This is a genomic window from Streptomyces xinghaiensis S187 (assembly GCF_000220705.2).
GTDB classification, from domain to species: Bacteria; Actinomycetota; Actinomycetes; order Streptomycetales; family Streptomycetaceae; genus Streptomyces; species Streptomyces xinghaiensis.
Map to the genome: position 1 here is coordinate 6,728,426 of NZ_CP023202.1, position 25,977 is coordinate 6,754,402.

The 25,977-nt window shown below is 74.4% G+C and carries 22 protein-coding genes and 1 pseudogene; 15 read left to right on the forward strand and 8 right to left on the reverse strand.

Features of this window, described 5'->3' with window-relative positions; genetic code table 11:
- Positions 1-24: 24 nt before the first annotated feature.
- A complete protein-coding gene (locus SXIN_RS28790) occupies positions 25-1,500 on the reverse strand; it encodes an aldehyde dehydrogenase family protein (RefSeq protein WP_039821024.1) in 1,476 nt (491 codons plus the stop codon).
- A gap of 112 nt (positions 1,501-1,612) precedes the next feature.
- On the opposite strand from SXIN_RS28790, the gene betA reads away from it, so the two are divergent.
- The 3 genes from betA (at position 1,613) to SXIN_RS32575 (ending at position 5,891) form a co-directional block, all read left to right on the forward strand.
- Entirely contained in the window at positions 1,613-3,271 is a 1,659-nt protein-coding gene (betA, locus tag SXIN_RS28795; protein ID WP_019708482.1) for a choline dehydrogenase, read from the forward strand.
- 3 nt (positions 3,272-3,274) lie between these two features.
- Entirely contained in the window at positions 3,275-5,401 is a 2,127-nt protein-coding gene (gene betT / locus SXIN_RS28800) for a choline BCCT transporter BetT (RefSeq protein WP_019708481.1), read from the forward strand.
- Positions 5,402-5,684: 283 nt separating this feature from the next.
- Positions 5,685-5,891: a hypothetical protein gene (locus SXIN_RS32575; RefSeq protein WP_019708480.1), complete on the forward strand. Its 207-nt coding sequence runs from the start codon at positions 5,685-5,687 to the stop codon at positions 5,889-5,891.
- A gap of 45 nt (positions 5,892-5,936) precedes the next feature.
- On the opposite strand, the gene SXIN_RS28810 is transcribed toward SXIN_RS32575, so the two are convergent.
- From SXIN_RS28810 to SXIN_RS32580, 4 genes are all read right to left on the reverse strand, one after another.
- On the reverse strand, positions 5,937-6,752 hold the full coding sequence (locus SXIN_RS28810) for a hypothetical protein (protein ID WP_039821023.1): 816 nt from the start codon (positions 6,750-6,752) through the stop codon (positions 5,937-5,939).
- A gap of 222 nt (positions 6,753-6,974) precedes the next feature.
- Positions 6,975-7,718, reverse strand: coding sequence for a class I SAM-dependent methyltransferase (locus SXIN_RS28815; protein ID WP_019708479.1), 744 nt, complete (start codon positions 7,716-7,718; stop codon positions 6,975-6,977).
- A 118-nt stretch (positions 7,719-7,836) separates the two neighbouring features.
- Positions 7,837-9,177 (reverse strand): metallophosphoesterase, encoded by a 1,341-nt coding sequence (locus SXIN_RS28820; protein WP_019708478.1) that lies wholly within the window; start codon positions 9,175-9,177, stop codon positions 7,837-7,839.
- A 341-nt stretch (positions 9,178-9,518) separates the two neighbouring features.
- Positions 9,519-10,064 (reverse strand): hypothetical protein, encoded by a 546-nt coding sequence (locus tag SXIN_RS32580; protein ID WP_050930763.1) that lies wholly within the window; start codon positions 10,062-10,064, stop codon positions 9,519-9,521.
- 594 nt (positions 10,065-10,658) lie between these two features.
- Between SXIN_RS32580 and SXIN_RS28830 the strand changes: the two genes are divergently transcribed.
- Positions 10,659-11,225: a GNAT family N-acetyltransferase gene (locus SXIN_RS28830; RefSeq protein WP_019708477.1), complete on the forward strand. Its 567-nt coding sequence runs from the start codon at positions 10,659-10,661 to the stop codon at positions 11,223-11,225.
- A gap of 58 nt (positions 11,226-11,283) precedes the next feature.
- Positions 11,284-11,573: pseudogene (locus SXIN_RS33105) on the forward strand (ABC transporter substrate-binding protein); the annotation flags it as partial.
- A gap of 339 nt (positions 11,574-11,912) precedes the next feature.
- Here SXIN_RS33105 and SXIN_RS28840 read toward each other — a convergent pair.
- From SXIN_RS28840 to SXIN_RS28850, 3 genes are all read right to left on the reverse strand, one after another.
- Positions 11,913-12,218: a VOC family protein gene (locus SXIN_RS28840; RefSeq protein WP_019708476.1), complete on the reverse strand. Its 306-nt coding sequence runs from the start codon at positions 12,216-12,218 to the stop codon at positions 11,913-11,915.
- Between the two features lie 63 nt (positions 12,219-12,281).
- Positions 12,282-13,502 carry an RNA-guided endonuclease InsQ/TnpB family protein gene (locus SXIN_RS28845; protein WP_039821026.1) on the reverse strand — a complete coding sequence of 407 codons (1,221 nt, stop codon included), beginning with the start codon at positions 13,500-13,502 and terminating at the stop codon, positions 12,282-12,284.
- Between the two features lie 59 nt (positions 13,503-13,561).
- The gene (locus SXIN_RS28850) at positions 13,562-14,008 is read right to left on the reverse strand and encodes a hypothetical protein (RefSeq protein WP_019708474.1); all 447 of its coding nucleotides are present in this window, start codon (positions 14,006-14,008) and stop codon (positions 13,562-13,564) included.
- 922 nt (positions 14,009-14,930) lie between these two features.
- On the opposite strand from SXIN_RS28850, the gene SXIN_RS28855 reads away from it, so the two are divergent.
- The 10 genes from SXIN_RS28855 to SXIN_RS28895 all read left to right on the forward strand — a co-directional run bounded on the left by SXIN_RS28855 (position 14,931) and on the right by SXIN_RS28895 (position 25,964).
- Positions 14,931-15,608 carry a D-glycero-alpha-D-manno-heptose-1,7-bisphosphate 7-phosphatase gene (locus SXIN_RS28855; RefSeq protein WP_420341077.1) on the forward strand — a complete coding sequence of 226 codons (678 nt, stop codon included), beginning with the start codon at positions 14,931-14,933 and terminating at the stop codon, positions 15,606-15,608.
- Positions 15,608-16,789, forward strand: a complete 1,182-nt coding sequence (locus SXIN_RS28860) for a glycosyltransferase family 9 protein (protein WP_095758247.1) — start codon at positions 15,608-15,610, stop codon at positions 16,787-16,789. Before SXIN_RS28855 ends, SXIN_RS28860 begins: the two co-directional genes overlap by 1 nt.
- A complete protein-coding gene (locus tag SXIN_RS28865) occupies positions 16,786-17,751 on the forward strand; it encodes a glycosyltransferase (protein WP_039821021.1) in 966 nt (321 codons plus the stop codon). The genes SXIN_RS28860 and SXIN_RS28865 overlap by 4 nt, the downstream gene beginning before the upstream one ends.
- Positions 17,748-18,989: a glycosyltransferase gene (locus SXIN_RS28870; RefSeq protein ID WP_095757769.1), complete on the forward strand. Its 1,242-nt coding sequence runs from the start codon at positions 17,748-17,750 to the stop codon at positions 18,987-18,989. Before SXIN_RS28865 ends, SXIN_RS28870 begins: the two co-directional genes overlap by 4 nt.
- A 59-nt stretch (positions 18,990-19,048) precedes the next feature.
- Positions 19,049-19,771: a D-sedoheptulose-7-phosphate isomerase gene (locus SXIN_RS28875; protein WP_095757770.1), complete on the forward strand. Its 723-nt coding sequence runs from the start codon at positions 19,049-19,051 to the stop codon at positions 19,769-19,771.
- 46 nt (positions 19,772-19,817) lie between these two features.
- Entirely contained in the window at positions 19,818-21,362 is a 1,545-nt protein-coding gene (gene rfaE2 / locus SXIN_RS28880) for a D-glycero-beta-D-manno-heptose 1-phosphate adenylyltransferase (protein ID WP_095757771.1), read from the forward strand.
- Complete coding sequence (locus SXIN_RS28885; protein ID WP_095757772.1) at positions 21,359-22,423, forward strand: glycosyltransferase family 9 protein; 1,065 nt, start codon at positions 21,359-21,361, stop codon at positions 22,421-22,423. The genes rfaE2 and SXIN_RS28885 overlap by 4 nt, the downstream gene beginning before the upstream one ends.
- Before the next feature lie 173 nt (positions 22,424-22,596).
- Positions 22,597-22,734, forward strand: coding sequence for a hypothetical protein (locus tag SXIN_RS31650; protein WP_192883643.1), 138 nt, complete (start codon positions 22,597-22,599; stop codon positions 22,732-22,734).
- Between the two features lie 279 nt (positions 22,735-23,013).
- Positions 23,014-24,174, forward strand: a complete 1,161-nt coding sequence (locus SXIN_RS28890) for an NAD-dependent epimerase/dehydratase family protein (RefSeq protein WP_095758248.1) — start codon at positions 23,014-23,016, stop codon at positions 24,172-24,174.
- A complete protein-coding gene (locus tag SXIN_RS28895; protein WP_095757773.1) occupies positions 24,171-25,964 on the forward strand; it encodes a phytoene desaturase family protein in 1,794 nt (597 codons plus the stop codon). The genes SXIN_RS28890 and SXIN_RS28895 overlap by 4 nt, the downstream gene beginning before the upstream one ends.
- Positions 25,965-25,977 lie beyond the last annotated feature (13 nt).

Below are 25,977 nucleotides of genomic sequence, written 5' to 3' on the forward strand. Positions count from 1 at the left end.
CCCGTGAACCGGCCCGCCGGCCGGTCAGCGGGCGAACCAGCGCTGCGGCGTGGGGGCGGTGTTCTCGTAGATGTGCTTCGCCTGGCGGTACTCGGCGAGGCCGTCGTGGCCGAGTTCCCGGCCGATGCCGGAGCGCTTGAAGCCGCCCCATTCGGCCTGGGGCAGGTACGGGCCGAAGTCGTTGATCCACACCGTGCCGTGGCGCAGCCGCCTGGCCACCCGCTCGGCCCGGCCGGCGTCCTTCGTCCACACGGCGCCGGCGAGCCCGTAGTCGGTGTGGTTGCCGAGCTCGACCGCGGCCTCCTCGCCGGTGAAGCGCTCGACGGTCAGGATGGGCCCGAAGGTCTCCTCCTGCACGATCCGCATGTCCCGGGTGCAGTCGTCGAACACCGTCGGCCGGTAGAAGAACCCGTCCCGGAGGCCGGGTTCGTCCGGGCGGCGGCCGCCGGTGAGGAGGGTGGCGCCCTCCCGGAGGCCGAGTTCCACGTACGACTCGACCTTCTCCCGGTGCCCGGCGGAGACGAGCGGGCCGCTCTCGGTGTCCTCGTCCAGTCCGTTGCCGAGCCGGATGTGCTCGGCGCGGGCGACGAGTTCGGTGACGAACGCGTCGTGCAGCCCGTCCTCCACGATGAGCCGGGTGCCCGCCGAGCACACCTGCCCGGCGTGGAAGAAGACGGCCATCAGGGCGTAGTCGATCGCGGCCTCGAAGTCGGCGTCGGCGAAGACGATGTTGGGGTTCTTGCCGCCGAGTTCGAGGGCGATGTTCTTCACCGTCCCGGCCGCCGACCGCATGATCTGCCGCCCGGTCTCCAGACCGCCGGTGAAGGACACCAGATCGACCCGGGGATCCTCCACCAGGGCGGCGCCGACGGTCCCGCCCGGGCCCAGGACGAGATTGACCACGCCCGCGGGCGCACCGGCCTCCTCCAGCAGCTCCACCAGCCTGATGGTGGTCAGGGGGGTGATCTCGCTCGGCTTGATCACCACGGTGTTGCCGGCCGCCAGCGCGGGCGCCACCTTCCACGACACCTGGAGCAGCGGGTAGTTCCAGGGCGCGATCAGCGAGCAGACACCGACCGGCTCGTGGACGACGCGGCTGCGGATCCGGGGGTCGCCCGCGTCCACCAGCCGCCCGGAGTCCGCCACGGCCTGGCCGGCGTAGTACTCGAACACGGCCGTCACATCGTCCACGTCGATACCGGACTCGACGAGTGTCTTGCCGGTGTCGAGCGTCTCCAGCCGGGCGATCCGCTCCCGGTCCCGCTGGAGGAAGCCGGCCACCCGGCGGAGCAGCTCGGAGCGCTGCCGCGCCGTCCACGCCGGCCAGGCGCCGCCGTCGAAGGCGGAGCGCGCCGCGTCCACGGCGGCCCGGGCGTCGGCGTCGCCTCCCTCGTCCACGGTGCGGACGACGGACTGGTCGTAGGGGTTGATGACGTCACGGGTGGCGCCGCCGGTAGCGGCTTTCCATACCCCGTCGATGAAGAGACTGGACGTGGGAATTCCTTTCCCGGGTGAGCGGCGGAAGCCACCGCACCGTTATGCGCCGGAATGCACCACTTTCTACGTTAGGTTTCAGCGCCGTGGAGTGCCATTCGACAACGAGGAGCCCAGCATGAGCCGAGCGGAGTACGACTACGTCATCGTCGGCGGGGGGTCGGCCGGCTGCGCCCTGGCCAACCGGCTCAGCGCCGACCGGGAGAACAAGGTCCTGGTGCTGGAGGCGGGCCGGCCGGACTGGATCTGGGACGTCCTCATCCACATGCCCGCCGCCCTGACGATGGTCATCGGGAATCCCCTGTACGACTGGCGCTACGAGTCCGAACCGGAGCCGCACATGGGCGGCCGGCGGGTCAGCCACGGCCGCGGAAGGGTGCTCGGCGGGTCGAGCTCCATCAACGGCATGATCTTCCAGCGCGGCAATCCGATGGACCTGGAGCGCTGGGCGTCCGACCCGGGCATGGAGACCTGGGACTACGCGCACTGCCTGCCGTACTTCAAGCGGATGGAGCACTGTGTGGCCGGGGCCGACGACTGGCGCGGCCAGGGCGGCCCGCTGTGGCTGGAGCGCGGGCCGGCGGCCAACCCGCTGTTCCACGCCTTTCTGGAGGCGGCGCAGCAGGCCGGCCACCAGCTGACCCCCGACGTCAACGGCTACCGGCAGGAAGGATTCGCCCGCTTCGACCGCAACATCAAGAAGGGCCGCCGCTGGTCGGCCGCCCGCGCCTACCTCCACCCCGTCATGAACCGGCCGAATCTGACGGTGCGGTGCTTCACCCAGGTGGACCGCGTGCTCTTCCGCGGAAAGCGGGCGGTCGGTGTGGAGTACCGCCGGTTCGGACGGCAGCGCGGACGGGTGTCCGCCGGAGAGGTGATTCTCTGCGGCGGCGCGGTCAACACACCCCAGCTGCTCCAGCTCTCCGGGATCGGGAATCCCGCCGAGCTCACCCCGCTGGGCATCGGCATGGTGCACGAACTCCCCGGGGTCGGGGAGAACCTCCAGGACCACCTGGAGGTCTACGTGCAGCACGCGTGCAAGCAGCCGGTGACCTACAACCCCGCGCTCAAATGGAGCCGCAGGCCCGGGATCGGCCTGCGGTGGCTGCTGTTCCGCAGCGGCCCGGCCGCGACCAACCACTTCGAGGCGGGCGGCTTCGTCCGCGGCAACGACCGGGTCGGCTACCCGAATCTGATGTTCCACTTCCTGCCCCTCGCCGTGCGCTACGACGGCACCCCGGTCGGCGCCGAGCACGGCTACCAGGTGCACATCGGGCCCATGTACTCCGACGTGCGCGGCTCGGTGAAGATCAAGTCCGCGGACCCCCGCGAACACCCGGCGCTGCGGTTCAACTACCTCTCCACGGAGAACGACCGCAGGGAGTGGATCGAGGCCATCCACGTCGCCCGGGACATCCTCGGCCAGCCCGCCTTCGCCGTCTTCGACGCGGGCGAACTCTCACCCGGCCCCGGCGTCGTCACGGACCAGGAGATCCTGGACTGGGTCGCCCGCGACGCCGAGACCGCCTACCACCCCTCCTGCACGGCCCGCATGGGCACCGACGAGATGTCCGTGGTCGACCCGCTCTCCATGCGCGTCCACGGGGTGGAGGGGCTCCGGGTGGCCGACGCCTCCGCGATGCCGTACCTCACCAACGGCAATATCTACGCCCCGGTGATGATGCTCGCCGAGAAGGCCGCCGACCTGATCCTCGGCAACACCCCGCTGCCGCCGGCCACGGCCGGCTTCCACCGGCACCGCGCCCAGGAGGGATGAGACATGACGAAGAACGGCGCGAGCGCGAGCGGAAGCGGGCGGGGCGGCGACACGGGCGCCCTCACGGCCGCGGAGCAGGGCCCGGGCGGGGGCCCGCGGGTCCACGGGGGGAGCCGGCTCAAGCCGGTGGTCTTCATCGGCTCGTCGGCGCTGATCCTGGCCGTCTCGATCTGGGCGATCATCACCCCGGGCGGCGCCGAGGACACCATCGGCGTGGTGGTCGACTGGATCTCCACCGGATTCGGCTGGTACTACTTCCTCGCCGCCACCCTGTACCTGCTGTTCGTGGTGTACGTGGCCGTGTCCCGCTACGGCGGCATCAAGCTGGGCCCGAAACACTCCACCCCCGACTACGGGGTGTTCGCCTGGGCGGCCATGCTGTTCGCGGCCGGCATCGGCATCGACCTGATGTTCTTCGCCGTCTCCGGCCCGGTCAGCCACTACCTCGCACCCCCCGAGGGGGACGCGGAGACCGTGGAGGCCGCCCGCCAGGCGGTGGTGTGGACGCTGTTCCACTACGGCATCACCGGCTGGGCCATGTACGCCCTGATGGGCATGGCGCTGGGCTACTTCTCCTTCCGCTACCGCCTCCCCCTGGCGATCCGCTCGGCGCTGTACCCGGTCATCGGCCGGCGCATCCACGGCCGGATCGGCGACACGGTCGACCTCGCGGCCATCATCGGCACGGTCTTCGGCATCTCCGTGTCCCTGGGCATCGGCGTCGTCCAGCTCAACTACGGGCTGAACTACCTCTTCGGCATCCCCGAGGGAACGGCGGCGCAGATCGGCCTCATCGCCGTCGCCGTCGTCATGGCCACGGCCTCCGCCGTGGCGGGCGTCGACCGCGGCATCCGGCGGCTGTCCGAGCTCAACGTCCTGCTCGCCATCCTTCTCATGAGCTACATGCTGTTCGTGGACGACCCGATCCGGCTGCTCAACAGCCTCATCCTCAACATCGGGGACTACGTCAGCCGTTTCCCCTCGATGACCCTCAACACCTTCGCCTACGACCGGCCCACCGAGTGGCTCAACTCGTGGACGCTGTTCTTCTGGGCCTGGTGGGTGGCCTGGGCGCCGTTCGTCGGCATGTTCCTGGCCAGGATCTCCAAGGGGCGGACGATCCGTCAGTTCGTCGCGGCCACGCTCGTCATCCCGTTCCTCTTCACCCTGACCTTCCTCTCCGTCCTCGGCAACAGCGCCCTCAACGTGGTGCGGGAGGGGAACACCACGTTCGGCGAGACCGCCATGAACACCCCGGAACAGGGTTTCTACGGGCTGCTCGACCAGTTCCCCGGCGCCACCTTCAGCGCCGGGCTGGCGACCCTCGTCGGCCTGCTGCTCTACGTCACCTCCGCCGACTCCGGCGCGCTGGTGATGAGCAACCTGTGCTCGCACCTGCCCACCCCGCTCACCGACGCCTCCGCCTGGGTGCGCGTCTTCTGGGCGTCGGCGACCGGCCTGCTCACGCTCGCCATGCTCCTCGTCGGCGGAGTGGACGCGCTCACCGCCGCGACCATCATCATGGGGCTGCCCTTCTCCTTCGTGATGTTCCTCATCATCGCCGGGCTCTACAAGGCGCTGCGCCTGGAGACGATGCGGGAGGAGGCCGTGCCCACCGTCCCCCCGCAACACCTGGGCTGGCGGCAGCGGCTGGCCCGGGCGACGTCCTTCCCCGGCAGGACGGACGCCATCCGGTTCGTCGACGAGGTGTGCCGCCCCGCCTTCCAGGAGGTCGCCGCGGAGCTGCGCGGGCAGGGCGTGGAGGCGGAACTCACCGAGGTCACGGAGGAGGAGCTGCGGATCCCGTCCGTGGCGCTCCGGGTGCCGATCGGCCCGGGGGAGGAGTTCGTCTACCGGGTGTGGCCCGCCGAAACCGCGGTCCCGGCGTTCGCCACCCGCTCGGTCACCGCACACGACACCTATGTGCGCTTCGAAGTCCAGCTCGCCGAGGGCAGCCAGGGCTACGACGTGATGGGCTACACCAGGGAACAGCTCATCCACGACATCCTCAGCCACTACGAACGGCACCTCGAATTCCTGCGCCTCCACCGCGAGTCGGCCGCCCGCTCCACCCTCCCGGACCACCGGCCCGACACGGCGGGCGTGCATCCTCCGGAGGACGGGCGCTGACAGCGGCGGACTTGCGGCCGGGGCCGTCCCGCCGGCCCCGGCGGGCGGGATCGCCCCGTCCGGGCCCCGGACCGCCGGGCCGTATAGCCTCGTGGTGCACCGCACCGCATCACACTGTCGCGCGGCGAGTGAGGCCGAGTGAAGACGAGCACCGCACCCGCCCTGCCTCGCGTGGGGCTGTCCCTGATCGTCAATGTCCTGCTGGGCATTCCCGCCGTCGTGCCCGCGTTCCTGCTCTGGTACTTCGCCTCGAACTGGCCGCTCGCGGAGCTGGGCTGGACCGATGGGAACCCCACGGAGAAACGACGGCGTCCTGCCCTGGGTGATGCTGGCCACGCCGGTCCTCATCCTGTTCGGCCTGATCTGGTGGCTGGCCAACTGGCCGCTCCGGCGCAGGACCCCACTGACACCGGGCACCTACTGGCTCCTCAGCGCCGCGGCCACCGCTCTGCCCACGTTCACTCTCGTCATGATCAGCGCGGGGAACTGACGGCCTCGACCGCGCGTCCGGCGGAAGCCGGGTCCTGCGGGCGGCTCAGCCCGCTGCCCAGATGACGGCGTCGAACGTCGCTCGCCGGTCGACGACCTCCAGTTCGGTGAGCTGGAGCCGGGCGATGTTCCCGTCACTGGTGCGAACACACAGCACCGCGTTCCTGGCGAGCCGCGCGGTGTCGGTTCCGGCCGCGCCGACCGTGCTCGCACACTCCTCGAATCCCGGCAGACTCGCCGTCTTCCCCGACCAGAGCGAGATCACCGTGCCGTTCCAGCCCCCGAGTTCGTCCGCGCCGATCGTGAAGATGTCGCCCTCGTCGGCATACCCGACGGCGACGGGCTGCTCGGCGTCCAGATCCTTGGGCTCGGAATCGATCAGCAGCCGTCCCCGCCAGTGTTCGCTTCCCGCGGGTGGGGCGCCGGGGCCCGGTCCGGTCGTCCCGGCCTGCTCGGAAGCGGACGCGGGCGCGGAAGCGGGCTCGGATTCAGCCGGTTCCGCTGCCGGTGCGGAAACCGGTGTGGTGCTGGGCGCGGGGGCCGCGGCGCCAGTCGGGCCGGAGTCCGACGGGGCGTCGGAGGAGGCCACGACGGGGATCAGAGCCGCCACGATCGTCGCCACGGCCGTGACCACCGCCGCCGCCACACCGATCCATGCCGCCCGCTGGTGCCGGCCGAACCACCCGCCGTCCGCGTCACCGCCCGCCCCGCCACCCGGCCCCGGCGGGTCCTCGGGCGGCGACGGCGGCGGGGGAGCGGGCGGCTGTGCGCCGGTGCGGCCGTGGTTCCGCCGGTTCCTGTCCGCCAGGTGATCGCCGTCCTCACCCGGTGTGCCGTCATCGGCTCGATCGTCGGTCGCCACGCCTCAACGCCCCCGCTGCCGCCGCTGGTTCCACGTGCGTCGCCGAGAGGCTAACAGCCCGTCCGGGCGCGTGTGGCGACTCCGTCCGAGGACCGCACCGAGTCGGCCAACAGACGTCCCGCAGCCGCGAGTTGACGAGTCGCCGCAGGCGTCGGGCGTGCGGGCCGCCCGCTGCGGCGAAGGGTATCGGCAACGCCGTCGGATGACCCCCGGCGCGCTCGTCTACCGCTCCGGCGGAACGCGGTAGACGGAGACGTGGGAATCGGACTCGGCGGTGAACTCGGCGCCGCTCCAGTCCGCGTGCCGGGTCTCCAGCTCGAAGCCGGCGAGCTGGGCCATGAGGTCCAGCTCGGCCGGCCAGATGTAGCGGTGCGGGCTGCGGAACAGTTCCGCCCGCGGGGTCTCGTCGAACCGGAAGTGGTGTGACACGACCTGCTGGCGCAGGACGTCGTAGGTGTCCAGAAGGATGTAGTCCGGCTCGGACCGGCACACCATGGCCGTCTGCCCCGGGGGAAGCCTGCGCAGCTCCGGTACCCACAGCTCGATCACGAACCGGCCGCCGGGCGTGAGATGGCGGGCCGCGTTGCGGAAGCACTCGACCTGCCGCTCCTGGGTGAGCAGATTGGAGATCGTGTTGAACACGAGGTAGACCAGGGAGTACGTCCCCGGGGCGGTGGCGGTCGCCATGTCGCCGACGACCACGGGGACCGCCGACTCGTCTGCCTTGGTGCGCAGTTGCTCCACCATCGGCCGGGACAACTCGATGCCGGTGACGGGAACCCCCCGCTCCGCGAGCGGGACGGCGACCCGTCCGGTCCCGATGGCGAACTCCAGCGCAGCCCCACCGTCCGCGAGTTCCGCGAGACGCTCCACGGCCGGGTCCAGGACCTCGGGCGCGAACATGCCGGTGCCGGGTGTGTCATACCTCTGCGCCGCATCGGCGTCCCAGATGCTCTCCTGCTCCATTCCTCCAACGCTCGCCATCGGTCGCGGGGATGTCCAGTGAATATCCGCTCCGTCGCGGCGACGCCGGTGAGAGGGAAGTGCTCGGCGAAGAAGAGAATCCCGGTGCCGACCGGGCCGCTCAGCCGAGCGACGAGACCAGGGCAGCCCGGGCGCCGACAGATGTGGGTTCCGCGGCGGGCTCGCGGCCGAGCAACTCGCCCAGCAGCGGCAGCGCGGAGGGCATGACCGCCACGTATCTCGGATCACGTGTGGTGGCGTCCCAACCGCACGGCATACGGCACCAGTTCCACCACGCCCAGTCGCCCTCCCGCGAGCGCGGATCCGTCACCGAGTCGTGCCGGAGCCTGAGCTTCCGGAACTCTCCGGCGCACAGTCCGGCCACCACCGGGTGGTCATCGGGCTCGGGGAACAGGCGCAACACGTCGAACCACGAGACCTCACCGGCGCACAGCGCGGCGACGGCACCGTCCAGCGGAGCCTGCGTCCAGTGCTGCCCGGCCGGTACGAAAGCCGCCTCCGCACCGGTCGTCCGCCGGAGGAGCCGGGCCATGAGGCGGGGGAGGTAGTGCGCGGAGCCGGAGCGGGTGAGCCAGGTGTGCGGGCTGTGCCCCACCACCCGGGCCGCCGCGTCCTCCCCGGCGCGCGCCGTGGGGGCCGTCGGGTGCGCGCGCAGCGGTGGCACAAGGCGGTTTCCCCGTACGACGGGGGTGGCCGGAGGGGCGGGGACGTCGACCACGAGGACCGACGCGGCGAACGGGTGAGAGTGCCCCGCCGGTGTGCCGTGAAGCCGCCCGGACCACGGGCCCAGGGTGTGCCCGCCGAGAACGAGGTCGACGGATTCCGCCCACGGACGCGAGAGGTCCGCCAGGCGGTCCGGGCGGGTGCCGAGCACGCTCCCGTCCCCGCCGCCGGGTCGCGGCCACCACGCCGCGCCGTCGTGCAGCAGCGCGACGGTCCACCGGGCGCCCTGCTGCCGCAGTCGGTGAGCCAGGCGGGGCACGGCGTGCTGCCAGTCGTCCCGGGGACGCGGGGCCCGGGACAGCCGGTGGCTGTGCGGGTGCGTCAGGCCGATGACGCCGATGGGACCGGCGCCGGTGTCCACGACGGCGCAGCCCGGCAGCCCGGCATCGGCGTTCGCGCAGAGCAGGGGGAACGGCAGCCGCCGCGCCCGCTCCCGCAACACGGACACACCGTCGTCGAACTCGTGGTTGCCCGCGGCGGCCGCGGAGACCGGCAGCCCCGCGACGACCTCCCACGGCCGTACGCCGGGCAGTGAAGCCGCCGGTCCCATGGCGAGATCACCGGTGTCGAGCCAGACGGCGGGCTGCCGCCGGCGTTCGTGCTCCAGGATCCCGGCGATGCCCGCGCAGGTGCCACCACGGCCGTAGCCGGTCCGGGCGGGCACGACGGTGGCCGCCAGGTCACCGGTGGCGAGGATGCGGAGCACCGTGCCGGGCACGGGGGGCGGCAGGGCCGGGACTGCGTCGGTCAGGGGGAGCCTCCGTATCGGTCGCGCATCGCGGATCGTCCGATACCACGATGCTCCCCTTCGGGCCTGTGGGCCGTCCCGGAGCGGGACGCCGTGATAGTCCGGGTTCCCCCTCCGCGGCGCGTTACCGCGTCTGAACGAGTGGCGGGGCCGGGCCGGCGGCCGTGGTGACGTCCGGTGAGCGGTCGGCCTTCGTGGAGTTCGCGGCGCGCGGCTGAACTGCCGGGTACGAGGATGCCTCCGGTACCGGCTGCTTCGGCTGGTACCGGAGGCATCGACGCGTCAGCGAAAGGGCCGCCCCGCGGCCCGCGTCAGTCCTCCTCCATGTCGCGGAAGCGTTCGAAGGTGTCCGTCCCGTTGGCGCCCTGGTCCCACTTGACGGTGAGGGTGTCGCCGCTCTGCGAGAGCCTGCCGTGGCGGTCCTTGCTCTTGACGCGCTCTCCGTCCTGCTCACAGAGCATGACGACCACGAGTTCGTCGCCCGCCCCGGCCTTCTGCCAGCGGCCTTTGCACTCCAGCCCGTCGCGGTCGTCGTAGATCGCGTTGATGCGCCTGGGTTCGTTGGTGTACGCGTCGCCCAGTGCCAGCATCGGGCCGTCGGAGGCCTTCCAGACGGCCTGCAGGCCGGTCCCGGTCGGCTTGGGGACGAAGGGGTTGCCGGTGGAGTCCGGTTCCGGCTCGGTCTCCGACGGCGTGGGGGGAGGCGTCGGCTCTGGCCCGGCCTGCGTGGGGTCGGCCCCCGCGTCCGTCTCCCCGGCACTCGCGGAGGGGGTCTGCGCGGCCACGGTGTCCCCGGACCCGTCGTCGTCTCCGCCGGCCGCGAGCCACACCACGCCCACGACGACGACCAGGGCCACAGCTGCGGCTCCCGCCAGCAGCCCGGTCCGGCGCCTGCCCGGGCCACCCGGAGCCGGGGCAGGCGGAGGTGGCGGATACGGGCCGTACGGTGCGGGGTGCGCGTACCCCTGGGCCGTCGGCTGCTGCCCGTACCCGTGTGGCGCAGGCTGACCGTAGCCGGGCGGTGGTGCGGGCTGTGCGGGCGGCCGGGCATAGGGGTTGCCCGGAGCGGGCTGCGCGGCCTGGGGATAGCCGTAGCCGGGAGGCGGCTGCTGCGGCGTGCCGTACTGCCCGGACGAACCCTGGGGCGGGGGCTCCTGCGGGACACCGGGCCCTCCGCCCCGCGGCGGCTCCCCGGGCGGCTGAGGTGGCGGCTGCGGATGTGACATCGGTGTCCTTCCCCCGGATGCAACTGGTCTGCCGTAGCTGTCAGTTCTTTCTACCAGCGCGGACTGTCACCACCGCTGCGGCGCGGCCGCCATGGATCCGCGCCAGTGACGTGCAGGACCCGCGCGTGGTCCGAGCAGCCGTGGTGGACGGCGGGCCGCAGAGCGGTACGTCCTTACCTCTGGCGCCGGCCACGGTCCGGCCGACTCGCCGCATATGATCGATCGGTGAACGCTCCCGTCGTGCTCCGGGCGGCCGCGACGCCGGCCTTCCCCGCCCTGGTTCTGCGCCCCTGGCACGCGGAGGACGTGGCCGCACTGGTCAAGGCGTACCGGGACCCCGCACTGCGCCGCTGGACGAGCCATGTCCCGGACAACGACGCCGACGGGGAGCGGTGGGTTCAAGCCCGGGAAGAGGGCTGGGCAGCGGGGGACCGGTTCAGCTTCGCCGTGATCGAGGAGCAATCCCGCCCATGCGGCGGTCAGTTGGTGGGCAACATGGTCCTGAAGGGTGTCACCTCCGGCAAGGCGCAGGCCGAGGTGGGCTACTGGACCGCGGCGCAGGCTCGCGGACGGGGAGTGGCCCCGCGAGCCCTCGAGGCGCTCACGGGCTGGGCCTTTGCCACCTTCGAAGCCGACGGGCTGGAGCGCCTGGAACTCCTGCACCAGGTCGACAACCCGGCGTCGTGCCGGGTGGCGGAGAAGAGTGGTTACGGATTCGACCGGGTCCTGCCCGCGCTGCCGCCGTCCTTTCCTGCCGACGGCCACCTGCACATACGGCGTGCGGATGCGTGAACTCACCGCGGCTCACGGGGACGGGCTGAGGCCGTTCAGGCCGTAAAGGGTCTGAGAAATCCGAAGGCCTGGCGCGGCAACCGCGGGCCGGCACGTGCTCGCCGGAACCGAGCTCGGCGTTCGCCTCAATGACGCCGAACGGATCGCCGGAAGGCTCCTTGAGCTGGTGGACCAAAGCGCCGCGGCCGATCCGCGGAGGGCCGTGGCGGCCGTGGACGAACAGGCCGCCCCGGGCGTGGCCGCCCTCGGCGGGGGAGTAGCACAGCGTCGCGGCTCGTGCCGCCGCTGCCCGGGCCGACGCTCGGTGTGCCGTTCCTCTGCCCGTCGGGGGTTGTCGACGCGCTCACCGTCGTCGAACTCGATGTGCGTGCGCTTGACCTCGCTCCCGTGTCCCGACGCGCTGCGGGGCGCCAACGCACCGCCCGGATAGGGACGTTGGACGCGGTCGGCTTACCGTGGGCGCACAGCTGCGCGATATCGGCCTCGCTCGTGCGGGGGAGGAGGACCGGAGAACTTGACGGAGCAGAGCAGCTCGCCCCGAGTCAGCCGGTTCCAGCTCGCCGGCACAGGCATGCGCCGTCCGCTACGGGGCGACGGTGCCGGGCGCGGCCCGAGCGATAGGCCCTGAGCACCTGGGCGAGAGGCCCTGACCCCGCGCCGCGCCCCACCAGCGGTGCGAGGCCGCTGTCAACGGTGGCTCAGTACGTTGATCACACGGCCGTTGGGGTCGCGGACGAAGAAGCGCCGCACACCCCACTCCTCGTCCTGCAAAGGGTGCACGATCTCCGCGCCGCTGTCCCGCATGACGGCGTAGGCCGCGTCCACGTCCTCCACCTCCACGCTCATGTCCGGCGTGACCGGCGCGGTCTTGTCGGCTGTCATGAAGCTGACCTGGGCCGCCGGGGTGGATGGTGAGGCGAGCGTCGTGATCCAGCCCAGATTCATGACCTCCTCGAAGCCCAGCAGGCCGTGGAATTCCCGGTTCTCCTGCACTGTGCCTGACTGGAGAGTGACTCCACCCGCGACTGAAGTCTCGCGGGCTTCCTGTGTCGGTGGCTAGGCACCGGCGCAGAGGACCAGCCCGGCCCTGTGTTTGACGTTGAGTGCGCCGACGTGGTCGGCGTGTGCCACCAGGCCGCAGTTGACGCACGTGAACTTCGCCTGGGTGACCCGGTTCTCCTTGGCCACGTGCCCGCATCCGCCGATGCTGGGCGGGCAGGTGCGGGACGTGTTGCGGGCGTCCACCGGGATCACGCGGCGACCGGCGCTTTCAGCCTTGTCCGCCAGGATCCTCAGGAACTGCCCCCAACCCGCGTCGAGAATACTGCGGTTCAGCCCGGCCTTCGCCGCGGCGCCGTTCGCCAGGAACGCACCGTCGGGGTCGGGGTCGGGCCGGGGTGCGGGCGTCTTGGTCATGCCCGCGGTGTTCAGCCGCTCGTGCCCGATCACATCATGCTTACGGACCAGGGCGAGGGCCTGCTTGTGGTGATAGTCCAGACGCCGTCGCCGGATCTTGGCGTGCAGTTTGGCGACCTTGCGGGCCGCGGCACGATGCTTCTTCGTGCGACGCCGCGTGCGCTTCGGGAATGCCGCCAGGTGCTGCTGCGCTGCGGCCAGCTCCCCGGCCGAGACCTGCAGGAACCCGGGATTCTCGACGTGGCGGCCGCTGGAGTCGGTGAGGAAGTGGACCGTGCCCAGGTCGATACCCACCCGGCTGCCGGTGGGCGGCAGCGGCTCTGCGGGTACTTCGTCGCAAGCGAGGATGACGTACCAGCGGCGGCCCTCCCGCTTCACGCTGACCGTCTTCACCCGGCCCCGCACACTCCGGTGTTGGTGGACTCGGATGTGCCCGACACCTTGCAGGCGGACACGCGTCTGGGTGTCGTGGGGGGTGGAGTCCCACCGGCAGCCGTCCCCGTCCCGGGGGAAAGCGACGGTGTCGAAGTGGCCGACCCCCTTGAACCGCGGGTACCCCGGGGCGCCACCGGTCTTCACCCGCCGGAAGAACGCCTGGAAGGCGCGGTCCAGGCGGCGCAGGGTCGCCTGCTGGCTCGAGAACGACCACCGGCCCTGACGCTCCGGATCAAACGCCCGAATTTCCTTCAGCTGCGCGGACTGGTCCCCGTACCGGACCGAGGTCCGGGAACTGTGCCGGTAGGCATCACGACGCTCCTGAAGAGCCCCGTTGTACAGAGAGCAGTGATCCCGCACCATCTCCACCAGCGCCCGCTCCTGACGGACCGTGGGACGCAGAAGAAACCGATACGCCCGCCTCACACCCACCCCACCTCCCCCGTTTCCCCTGACCAACGCCGGTGTGCTCACGCTACCGGCCCCTACTGACAACGCAGCGTGCTCCGCCGCCGCGCGGCTCCGGCCCAAGGATTCGATTCCCCCACCGGCTGAAGCCGGCGGTCCCCTCGAAAGAAGGCCTGATGGACACTCACGAGGAGGGTGGAGAGGGCTCGTACGCGCATCCGGACCGGGTCGCTGAACCGTTCCTCGCCCGCAGCGAGGGTGGTGGCCCGGTGGCCGCCGAAGGTCAGGGTGCGCAGCGTGCCGGGGACGGCGTCGGCGCCCTCGTCCTGGAGCGCGACGGTCACCTTGTCGACCGTGACGGGCTCCGTCCCGAAGGTGTTGGTGACCCGGACCCGGACGCTGCTGCCGCCGCCCTTGACGAACAGGACGTTGCGGACCGTCTGGTTCTCCAGGCCCTCGCCGGCCGGGCAGTCGCTCCAGGGGATCTCGCTGCCGGCCACCTGGCTCGCGCCCCAGGCGGCCACCCAGCCGCGGGCCCTGCCCTGGCCGCCCTGGCCACTCTGGCCATGTTCGCTCTGGGCGGCGGCGGGTTGCGCGGCCGCCGGAGCCAGTGCCGCCGCCAGGGCGAGGGCGACGGCGGTGGCGAGGGGGCGGGCCAGGCGGCCGGGGGTGCGGGCCCCGGTTCGCCGGCGGGCGGAGTCGTGCCGGCCGGGTCCGGCTTCCCGTGAAGGGATCTCCGGTGCGGCTTCCGGTCGCTGCCGGGAGTCGGAGAAGTGGGGGAGGGGACGGGGTTCATGGGGTGCTCCTGGTTCTCCTGATGAGGGTGGCTGGTGGCCGGTGGTATGCGGTGGTGCCTGCTGGGTGGTCGGGCGCCTTGAAGCTGACAACGTTGTCTGCCGACCCCGCTCGGCGGCAGTGTGCTGTTTCCTGGCGGAACGGTGGTGTCGTTGCGGGATGCGGCCGTGGGGCACGGCGGGCTCGGGAGCCGCCAACGCCCCCTGGAATGTGGTCGGTTGGCCCGGCCAGATGCAAGCACCGATCCGATCACGTGGTAAAGGTGGCGGCGGGCCCCGGAGGGCGGCCCGGCGCGGTGGCGGATCGGTGTGACGCCGTCCCGGCTGGGGCCGCCTCGCGCGTCCGGCCGTCCGGCCGTCCACCGTGCTCCATGCCGGCGGCTTCTCGTACATCCGTTCGTGGGGGCGGTGCCGTCTCTCCGGCCCTCGCCTCCGTCCGTTCCCGGCCCCCGCCTCCGCCCGGCAGTCCGGGGTCCGCGATCAGCAGACCGGAAGGAGCCTCCGGGGGCGGGGCGGCCGGATGGGCGAGTGACTGGAATTGAACCCAGTTACTGTCGTGACCAGCGTCGATGGCCTCAGCGAACCAGCCACAGTGACTCTTTGTGGCGTTTCAATGTGTTTGCGAAGCGGCTCCAGGGTTACCCGCGCCGTCGTGCCGATCACCACAGTCCCCCACAAGGCCCCGGCGCTCCCCGAGGGCCCGTGGCTGTTCGCACCGGGCGAGCCGCCACGACCCCCTCGCGCGCCCTCGGGCCCCCCGCGAGCCGTCCTGTTCGACCGCGACGGCACGCTCGTCGAGGACGTCCCGTACAACGGCGACCCCGCGCTCGTACGGCTGATGCCGTACGCACGGGAGGCGCTGGCGGCGGTACGGGCCCACGGAGCCGCTGCCGGCGTGGTGAGCAACCAGTCCGGCGTGGCCCGTGGGCTGCTCACCCGGGGCCAGGTCGAGGCCGTGCGGCGCCGGGTCGAGGAACTGCTCGGACCGTTCGGCGTGTGGGCCGTCTGCCCGCACGGGCCCGGCGACGGCTGCGGCTGCCGCAAGCCGGCGCCCGGACTCGTGCTCGCCGCCTGCGCGCGGCTCGGTGTGACGCCGGAGGAGACGGTGGTCATCGGCGACATCGGCGCCGACCTGGGCGCGGCCCGCGCGGCCGGTGCCCGGGGTGTCCTGGTGCCCACCCCCGTGACCCGCTCCGAGGAGGCCGACGCGGCCCCGGAGCGCGCGGCCGACCTGCTGGCGGCGGTCCGCCTGGCCCTCGGCCACCGGGCGTCCGGGCCGGACCGTCCGCCCCGGGATGTCCGGCCCTCCGGCGGGGGAGGTGCCCCGTGATACGCACCCTGGTCGTCCGTCTGGACAGCGCCGGAGACGTCCTCCTCGCCGGGCCCGCGGTGCGCGCCGCCGCGCACGGTTCCTCGTACACCGCGATGCTCTGCGGACCGCAGGGCGAGCAGGCCGCGCGGCTGCTGCCCGGGGTCGACGACGTCCTCGTGTACGACGCGCCGTGGGTCGGCCTGGAACCGCCCCCGGTGACCCGGAGCGGCACCGACGCGCTGATCGAGGCCGTCGCCGCGGGCCGGTTCGACCGGGCGCTGGTCCTGGCCTCGTACCACCAGAGCCCGCTGCCCGTCGCCCTGCTGCTGCGGATGGCGGGCGTCCCCTGGATCGCCGCCGACAGCGAGCACTACCCTGGGGCGCTGCTCGACCTGCGCCACCGGCGGGCCCCGGAACAGCACGAGGCGCGTGCCGCGCTGGCTCTCGCGGAGGCCGCCGGCTTCGCCCTGCCGCCCGGCGACGACGGAGCCCTGCGGGTGCGCGACGCCGCCGACACCACCCACCTGACCGGCGAGGACCCGTACCTCGTGATCCACCCCGGAGCCGCCGTGCCGGCCCGTGCCTGGAGCCCCGAGCGGGCCGCGCGCGCCGTGGCAGCCCTCGACGCGGCCGGGCACCGGGTGGTCGTCACCGGCGGCCCGGGGGAGAAGGAACTCACCGCGGCCGTCGCGGGGGAGTGCGGGCTCGACCTCGGCGGCCGTACGGACCTGCGCGAACTGGCCGGGGTCCTGGCCCGCGCCCGGGTGGTGGTCACCGGCAACACCGGGCCCTCGCACCTGGCGGCGGCCGTCGGCGCGCCCGTCGTCTGCCTCTTCGCACCGGTCGTGCCCGCCGGGCGCTGGGCGCCGTACCGGGTGCCGCACGTGCTGCTGGGACGGCAGGACGCGCCGTGCGCCGGGACCCGGGCCCGCGAGTGCCCCGTGGCGGGGCATCCGTGCCTGGACTCGGTGACGGACGCCGAACTGCTGTCCGCCGTCGGCGCGTTGACGGAAGGCCCGGCGCGCCCGGGGCCGGCGGCCGCGCCGGAGCCCGCGACCGCCCCGGCCCCGGCCCGTGCCCCCGCCCCGTCCCGCGACCCCGCGGCGCCGCCCGCACCGCACCACCCCACGGCGCCGACCGCCTGCCCGGCCGGGCCGACCGCACCGGCCACCGGAGACCCGGAGTGGAGGACCGCATGAACATCCTGCTCTGGCATGTGCACGGCTCCTGGACGACGGCGTTCGTCCAGGGACCGCACACCTATCTGGTGCCCGTCCTGCCCGGCCGCGGACCCGACGGCCTCGGCCGCGCCCGCACCTGGACCTGGCCGGACTCCGTCCTCGAACGCACTCCGGAACAGCTGCGCGACGAGCCCGTGGACCTCGTCGTCCTGCAGCGGCCGCACGAGGCGGACCTGGCCGAACGCTGGCTCGGCGGGCGGCGCCCCGGCCGCGACGTCCCCGCCGTCTACCTGGAGCACAACGCGCCCGACGGCGACGTGCCCCGCACCCGCCACCCCGCCGCCGGCCGGGACGATCTGACCCTCGTCCACGTCACCCATTTCAACCGGCTGTTCTGGGACAACGGCTCCACCCGCACCGCCGTGATCGAACACGGCATCGTCGACCCCGGCCACCTCTACACCGGCGAGGTCGAACGGGCGGCCGTCGTCGTCAACGAGCCCGTCCGCCGCGGCCGCACCACCGGCACCGACCTGCTGCCGCAGCTGAGCGCCGCCGCACCCCTGGACGTCTTCGGGATGCGCACCGAGGGACTCGCCGCCCACCTCGGCCTGGACGAGGACCGCTGCCGCGCGCGGGACCTGCCGCAGAGCGAACTCCACACCGCCCTGGCACGGCGGCGCCTCTACCTCCACCCGATCCGCTGGACCTCCCTCGGCCTGTCCCTGCTGGAGGCCATGCACCTGGGGATGCCGGTGGTCGCCCTCGCCACCACCGAGGCCGTCGAGGCCGTCCCCGCCGGAGCCGGGGTCATCTCGACCAGACCGGAGGAACTGGCCCGCGCCGCCCGCGCCTATCTGAACGACCCCGCGGCGGCCGCCGAGGACGGGGCACGGGCCCGCACCGCGGCCCTCGAACGCTACGGCCTCAAGCGCTTCCTGAGTGACTGGGAGCACCTGATCGAGGAGGTGACCCGATGACGGCCACGGTGCGGCACGGCGCCCTCGCCATCGCCCTCATATCCGAGCACGCCAGCCCGCTGGCCGTCCTCGGCGGAGTCGACGCGGGCGGACAGAACGTCCACGTGGCGCACCTCGCCGGCGCCCTCGCGGACCGCGGCCACCAGGTCACCGTCCACACCCGGCGCGACGCGCCCGGCCTGCCCGACCGGGTGCCGCTGCGCCCCGGCGTCGAGGTGTGCCATGTGCCGGCCGGGCCCGCGCGGGAGATCCCCAAGGACGAACTGCTGCCCTACATGCCCGAGTTCGGCCGCCACCTCGCCCGGCAGTGGGAACTGGCGCCGCCCGACCTGGCGCATTCGCACTTCTGGATGTCCGGGCTGGCCACCCTCCAGGCCGCCCGCGAAGTCGGCGTGCCGGTGACCCACACGTACCACGCCCTCGGTGCCGTCAAGAAACGCCACCAGGGCAGCGCCGACACCAGCCCGCCGGAGCGGATCCTGCTGGAGACGGAGATCGGCGAGAGCAGCGACCGGATCATCGCCACCTGCCGCGACGAGGTCGCGGAACTGGCCGCCCTGGGCATCCCGGCCGGGCGGATCTCCGTCGTCCCCTGCGGCGTCGACACCGAGCGGTTCACGCCCGACGGCCCCGCCGCGCCCCGCGGACCGCTGCCGCACCGGCTGCTGCAGATCGGGCGGCTGGTCCCGCGCAAGGGCGCGGCCGTGTCGATCGCCGCGCTCGCCCTGCTGCCCGACGCCGAACTCGTCATCGCGGGCGGCCCGCCGCCGGGCCGCATCGGCGCGGACCCGGAGGTGCGCCGGCTGCGGGCGCTGGCCCGGAAGGCGGGCGTGGCCGACCGGGTGCGCTTCACCGGCGGAGTGCCGCCGGAGGACGTTCCCGCGCTGCTGCGCAGCGCCGACCTCGTCCTCTGCCCGGCCGACTACGAGCCGTTCGGCATCGTGCCGCTGGAGGCCATGGCCTGCGGGACACCCGTCGTGGCCAGCGCGGTCGGCGGCCAGATGGACTCCGTGGCCGACCCGGGCACCGGGCGGCTCGTCCCGCCCGGCGACCCGGCGGCCCTCGCGGCCGCCGCCTCCGGACTGCTGCGCAACCCGCAGCTGCGCGAGACGTGCGGGCTCGCCGGGCGCCGCCGCGCCCTGCTCCGCTACGGCTGGAACCGGGTCGCGGCCGCCACCGAGACCGTCTACCGGGACGTGCTCGCCCTGCGTCCCGCCGCCGTCACCGGAGCGGCCTGAACCGCGCCGTTCCCACGGCCGCGCCACCGAACTCTTGTTCTTCCAGGAGGACGAACGCCATGTCTGACACGCTGCGGGCAGCACACGAGCACTGCCAGTCGCTCCAGGACGCCCTCGGCCGGCTCCGCGACCGGGAGCTCGGCCTGATCACCGCCTGGGGCGAGCACCTCGCCGCCGTCCTTCCCGTGGGCGGCCGGCTGCTCGCCGCGGGCAACGGAGGCAGCGCCGCGCAGGCCCAGCACCTCACCGCCGAACTCGTCGGCCGCTTCCAGCGCGAACGCCCGGCCTACTCGGCGATAGCCCTGCACGCCGAGACCTCCACCGTCACCGCCATCGGCAACGACTACGGCTTCGACGAGCTGTACGCACGGCAGGTCGCCGCGCACGGGCGGCCGGGCGACGTCCTCGTCCTGATGTCGACATCCGGGCGCAGCCCCAACCTGCTCGCCGCCGCCGACACCGCGCGCGCCGCCGAGCTGCGGGTCTGGGCGATGACCGGGCCCCGGCCGAACCCGCTGGCCGCCCGGGCCGACGAGGCCCTGTGCGTCGACGCGGACAGCACCGCGACGGTGCAGGAGGCGCACCTGGTGGCGCTGCACCTGCTGTGCGCGGCGTTCGACTCGGCCGCGGCGGTGCCGGCGACGGCCCCCGCCACCGCCGTGCCGGCCGCACCGGAACCGGCGGCCCGCGCCGCCCGGAACGGGAACGGGGACAGGAACGGGAACGGATACGCGAACGGTGTCCGCACGGCGGCGGTGCGCCCCTGGCGGGACATCGCATGAGCCGCCCCGCCGCCCCGGGGACCGACAGCGCAGCTGCGAGGTGATCATGAACCACCGTCAACCCCTCGTCGTCGTCGGTGACGTCCTGCTCGACCGGGACATCGACGGCACGGCGGAGCGGCTGGCCCCCGACGCGCCCGCGCCCGTCGTGGACGTCACCGGCGACCGCAGCCGGCCCGGCGGCGCCGGACTGGCCGCCGTCCTCGCCGCGGCGGACGGGCGCGAGGTCGTGCTCGTCACCGCCCTCGGCGACGACCCGGCCAGCCGCACCGTCCGCGCCGCGCTCACCCCGCGCGTCCGGCTCGTCGAACTGCCGCTCCACGGGACGCTGCCCGAGAAGATCCGGGTCCGTGCTGAAGGCCGTCCGCTGGTCCGCGTCGACCGGGGCGGCGGCCGTCCCGGCGAGCCGGACGACGCGGTACGGGCCGTGCTGCGCGCGGCGGGCACGATCCTCGTCGCCGACTACGGGCGCGGAACGGCCACCGCCGTGCGGCCCTGGCTCGCGGAGGCCGCCCGGCGCGTACCGCTGGTGTGGGACCCGCATCCGCGCGGGGACGAACCGGTGCCCGGCGCCCGGCTTGCCACCCCCAACGCCGCCGAGGCCCGAGCCCTGGCGCCCGCCGCGGCGGGTTCCGGTCCGGGGCGTCCGACTGATGCCGGGGGCGGGCTCGTTGACGGCACCGGCCGTGACGGTGCGGACCGGCCCGGTGCGGACACCGGTCCGGACGCCGCCCGCGCCGCCTCCCCCCACACCGCCACCGACGACGACTCCCTCCGCGCCCACGGCCTGCGCGGCGCCCACCTCGCCGGACGCTGGCGGGCCGCCGGCGTGGCCGTCACGCTCGGCGCCCGCGGCGCCCTGCTGACCCGCCCCGGCAGCGACAGCCCGATGCTCGTCCCGGCACCGCAGATGTCCGGCGGCGATCCGTGCGGCGCCGGCGACCGCTTCGCGGCGGCCGCCGCGGCCGCGCTCGCCGACGGCGCGCTCCCCGAGGAGGCCGTTCAGCGGGCGGTCGCCGAGGCCGCCGGGTTCGTCGCGGCGGGCGGCGCCGGAAACCCCGCGCTGTGGCGCGGCCGTCCGGCCGCCGCCGACCGCCCGGCCCGCCCCGACGACCCGTTCGCGCTCGCCGCGGCCGTCCGCGCCCGCGGCGGTACCGTCGTCGCCACCGGCGGCTGCTTCGACCTCCTCCACGCCGGCCACGTCGGCCTGCTGGAGAACGCCCGGCGCGTCGGCGACTGCCTCATCGTCTGCGTCAACTCCGACGACTCCGTCCGCCGCCTCAAGGGCCCCGGACGGCCGCTCAACCACCAGGCCGACCGGGTCCGGGTGCTGGCCGGACTGGGCTGCGTGGACGCGGTGGCCGTGTTCGACGAGGACACCCCCGAGGCGCTGCTGCGCGCCCTGCGCCCCGACATCTGGGTCAAGGGCGGCGACTACAGCGTCGACGCCCTCCCCGAGGCGGCGGTCCTGCGCCGGTGGGGCGGGCAGGCGCTCGTCCTGCCCTACCTGGACGGCCGCTCCACCACCGAGATCGCGCGGCGCGCCGCGCTCGCGCCCACAGCCCCCACAGCCTCCGGAGCCGCCGGATGACCTCCCGCGACATCATCGACATCACGGCCCCGCCCGGCACCCCCTCCCTGCTGGTGCTGCGCGCCCTGGGCCTCGGGGACCTGCTGACCGCCGTGCCGGCCCTGCGCGCCCTGCGCCGCGCCCGCCCGGCGCACGAACTGGTGCTCGCCGCTCCGGCCCGGCTCGCCGAGGCCGCCCTCGCCACCGGCGCCGTCGACCGCCTGCTGCCCGCCGCCGCGCCGGGGCGCGCGGTCCCCGGACGCATCGCCTGGCCGGGCCCGCCCCCCGACATCGCCGTCGACCTGCACGGCAACGGGCCCGAGAGCCACCTGCCGCTGCGGGAGCTGCGCCCGGCCCGGCTGATGGCCTACGCCCACCCGGACACCCCCGGCATCCCGGGGCCGCAGTGGCGGGACGACGAACACGAACGCGCCCGCTGGTGCCGCCTCCTGGACTGGTTCGACATCCCCGCCGACCCGGAGGACCTGCGCATCCCCCTCCCCGGCAGACCCTCGCCGGCCCCCGGCGCCGTGGTCCTCCACCCCGGCGCGGACGCCGGCGCGCGCTGCTGGCCCGCCGACCGGTACGCGGCCGTGGCCCGCGCGCTGCACGCCGCCGGGCACCGCGTCGTCGTCACCGCCGGAGCGGGCGAGGGCGCGCTCGCCAGGTCGGTCGCCGGACGCGCGGGGCTGCCCGCCTCCGCCGTACTGGGAGGCGACGCCGACGTGCCGTTCCAGGATCTGGCCGCGCTCGTCGCCCGCGCCCGGGCGGTCGTCGCCGGCGACACCGGCCTGGCGCATCTGGCCACCGCCCTCGGCACCCCGTCCGTCGTGCTGTTCGGGCCCGTCGCCCCACGGCTGTGGGGCCCGCCGGACGACCCGCGCCACCGGGCGCTGTGGCACCCCGACGGCCCCGGCGCCCGGCCCGGCGACGCCCACGGCGAACGGCCCGACGAGCGGCTGCTGCGGATCACCGCGGACGAGGTGCTGGCAGCCCTGGCGGCGCTGCCCGAACCGGTGGCGGGTTCCCTGCCCGGCAGCGGACCACGGCCCCCGGCCGCCGCGGCCGCGGTGAGCGGATGACGGACCGGGCGGGGCAATCGTCGTGAAACGGCGGTTTCGGGGCACCTGCATCGGTGGGCCCGCCACCACCGGGCACACCCCGCCGGGATCCCGGCGGGCCACCGGCGCACCGGCCGCCCCGGCGCCTCCGCCGGCCCGGGCCCCCGGGCCGGCGAACGGAAGGAGACCGGACGATGAGCGACACCTACACCACCCCGTCCCAGGCCGAGGGCGACCGGGACGACGACCCGATCGAGCAGCAGCACGAGATGACCCCGCGCACCACGCCCTCCCAGGCGGAGGGCGAACGGGACGACGAGGACGAGGAGTAGCCCGGTGACACCCGGCCCGGGCCGGCCCCGGCCGGGTGTCGCCGCCCTCCTTCGTGGCGCCCGCCGGGACACCCGTCGGGCGCCGGGACGGGGAGCGCCCGGTCCGCCGGGCGCCGCCCGCCCCGGAACCGTGGCAGGTCACCCGCACGGGCGACATGCGGAGCGCCCACCGCTGCCGTCGCACCCCCGGCGGTACGGAGCGGCAGGACACGATGAGCACCGCGGGAACGGGCCGCGAAACCGCACGAGCGGCGGATGCCGGAGCAGAGGGAGCCGACCATGACGCGCCACACCACACCACCGGGCCCGCCGGGCGCCGCCCACGAGGCCCGGGAGCGGGGGCTGCGGGTCGTCGTCACCGGCGCCACCGGCAACATCGGTACGGGGCTGCTGGGGCTGCTCCGCGAGGACGACCGGGTCGGCTCGGTCCTGGCCATCGCCCGCAGACCGCCCGGCACCCCGCCGGAACGGGCGGGAGACGGGGACGGGCCGGCCGGCGCGACGGCCCGGGACGACAAGGTCACCTGGCTGCGGGCCGACGTCTGCCAGGCCGACCTCGTCCACCACTTCGAGGGCGCCGACGCCGTCGTCCACCTCGCCTGGCTGTTCCACCCCTCCCACCGGCCGTCCGTGACCTGGCGGACCAATGTCCTGGGCAGCACCCGGGTGTTCCGCGCGGCGGCCGCCGCCGGGGTGGGCGCCCTCGTCCACGCCTCGTCCGTGGCCGCCTACTCGCCCGGCCCCAAGGAGCGCGGGGTCGACGAGAGCTGGCCCACGCACGGCTGGCCGGCGTCCGCCTACTGCCGCGAAAAGGCTTATGTGGAACGGGTCCTGGACACCTTCGAACAGGACCACCCCGCGATGCGGGTGGTCCGGCTCCGCCCCGGCATCGTGTTCCGGCGCGAGTCGGCTGCCCAGCAGCGCCGGATCTTCGCCGGTCCGCTGCTGTCGCGCCGTATGGTCCGTCCCTCGCGCTACCCGGCGATGCCCGACGTGCCGGGGCTGCGCTTCCAGACCCTGCACACCGACGACACGGCCGACGCCTTCCGCCGCGCCGTCCTGACGCCCGTACGCGGCCCGTTCAACCTCGCCGCCGACCCGCCCGTCGACGCCAAGATGCTCGCCCGGGTGTTCGGAACCAGGACCGTGCGCGTCCCCGCCCGGCCCGTGCTGGCCGCCGTGGCCGCCGCCTGGCGGCTCCATCTCGTCCCCACCCCCGACGGACTCCTGGAGGCCGTGCTCCGCATGCCGCTGATGGACACCACCCGCGCCCGGACCGAACTCGGCTGGCAGCCGCGGCATTCGGCGGAGGAGACCGTCGAGGAGTTCGCCGCCGGGCTGCGCGGGGGCGCCGGCGGCCCGACCCCGGCCCTCGCCGCCCGCCTCCCCGGCGGGGGCCGCGCCCGGGAACTCGCCACCGGCGTGGGGGAACGCACATGACGCCCGGCGGGACGGACCGGCCCGCCGGCCGGAACGAGCCGCACCCGGACACCGCCGAGGCCCCGTACCCCACCCGGACGGGGCACACGGCCGGGACGGCGCCCACGGCCGCGGCGGCGCACCCGCGCCCCGCCGCGGCCGGCGACGCCGACGCCGTGGTGATCGGCGCCGGACCCAACGGCCTCGTCGCCGCGAACATCCTCGCCGACGCGGGCTGGCGGGTCCTCGTCCTCGAAACGCAGCCCGTGCCCGGCGGCGCCGTCCGCAGCGACCGGGGCGTCCACCCCGACTACGTCAGCGACCTGTTCAGCTCGTTCCACCCGCTGGCCGTCGCCTCCCCGGCCATCGGCGCGCTCGGCCTCGAACAGTACGGACTGCGCTGGAGCCACGCGCCCGCCGTCCTCGCCCATCCGCTGCCCGACGGCAGCTGCCCCGTCCTCCACCGGGACGCCGAACGCACCGCCGAGAGCCTGGAGGAGACCGGAGCGGGGGACGGCGAGGCGTATCTGCGGCTGGTCGGCCTCTGGGACCGCCTCGGCCCCGAACTGATCCAGACCTTGTTCACGCCCTTCCCGCCGGTGCGCTCCGCCGCCGTGCTCGCCGCCCGGCTCCGCGGCGCGGGCGGCCTGCGGCTGATGCGCACCCTGCTGCTCCCCGTACGGCGGCTGGGGGAGGAGGAGTTCACCGGCAGCGGCGGCCCGATGCTGCTCGCCGGCTGCGCGCTGCACGCCGACTTCCAGCCCGAGTCGCCCGCCTCCACTGCCTTCGGCTGGCTGCTGGCGATGATCGGCCAGCGGCACGGCTGGCCGGTGCCCGAGGGCGGCGCCCAGGCCCTCACCGACGCCCTCGTCCGGCGGCTGGAGGCCAAGGGCGGCACCGTGCGGTGCGGCACCGAGGTCCGCCGGGTGGTCGTCCGCGAGGGGCGGGCTCTGGGGGTGCTCACCGCGGACGGCGAACCGGTACGGGCCCGGCGGGCCGTCCTCGCCGACGTACCCGCGCCCGCCCTCTACGGCGGCCTGGTCGGCTGGGAGGACCTGCCCGCCCGGCTCCGCGACGACATGCGCCGCTTCCAGTGGGACCACGCCACGTTCAAGGTCGACTGGGCCCTGTCCGGACCGATCCCCTGGGCGTCACCCGCCGCGGCCGGCGCCGGCACCGTGCACCTGGCCGACGGCATGGACCATCTCACCCGCCACACCGCCCAGTTGGCCACCGGCCACCTCCCCGACCGGCCGTTCTCCCTGCTCGGCCAGATGACGACGGCCGACCCCGGCCGCTCACCCGCCGGCACGGAGTCGGCCTGGGCGTACACGCACGTACCGCACCAGGTGCGGGGGGACGCGGGCGGCGAGGGACTGGACGGCGACTGGGGCCCGGCCGCGGCGGAGACGATGGCGCGGCGCGTCGAGGCCGAGGTCGAACGGCGCGCACCGGGCTTCCGGGCCCGCATCGCCGCCCGCCGCATCCTCGCCCCGCCCGATCTGGAGCGCCGCGACCAGAACCTGTGGCACGGAGCCGTCAACGGCGGTACCTCCGGCATCCACCAGCAGCTCTTCCTCCGCCCGGTACCGGGCAGCGGCCGCCCCGAGACCCCCGTCGACGGCCTCTACCTCGCCTCCGCCTCCGCGCACCCCGGCGGCGGCGTCCACGGAGCCTGCGGCGCGAACGCCGCCCGGGCCGCGCTCCGCGGCCGGGGCGGTCTCGTCCGCCAGGCCCTGGCACCGGCGCTGTCCGCCCTCCAGCGGTCGCTGACGGGCGGCACGGCGCGGAGCCGCCCGGGCGGCTCCTGAGCGGCCGCCGCCG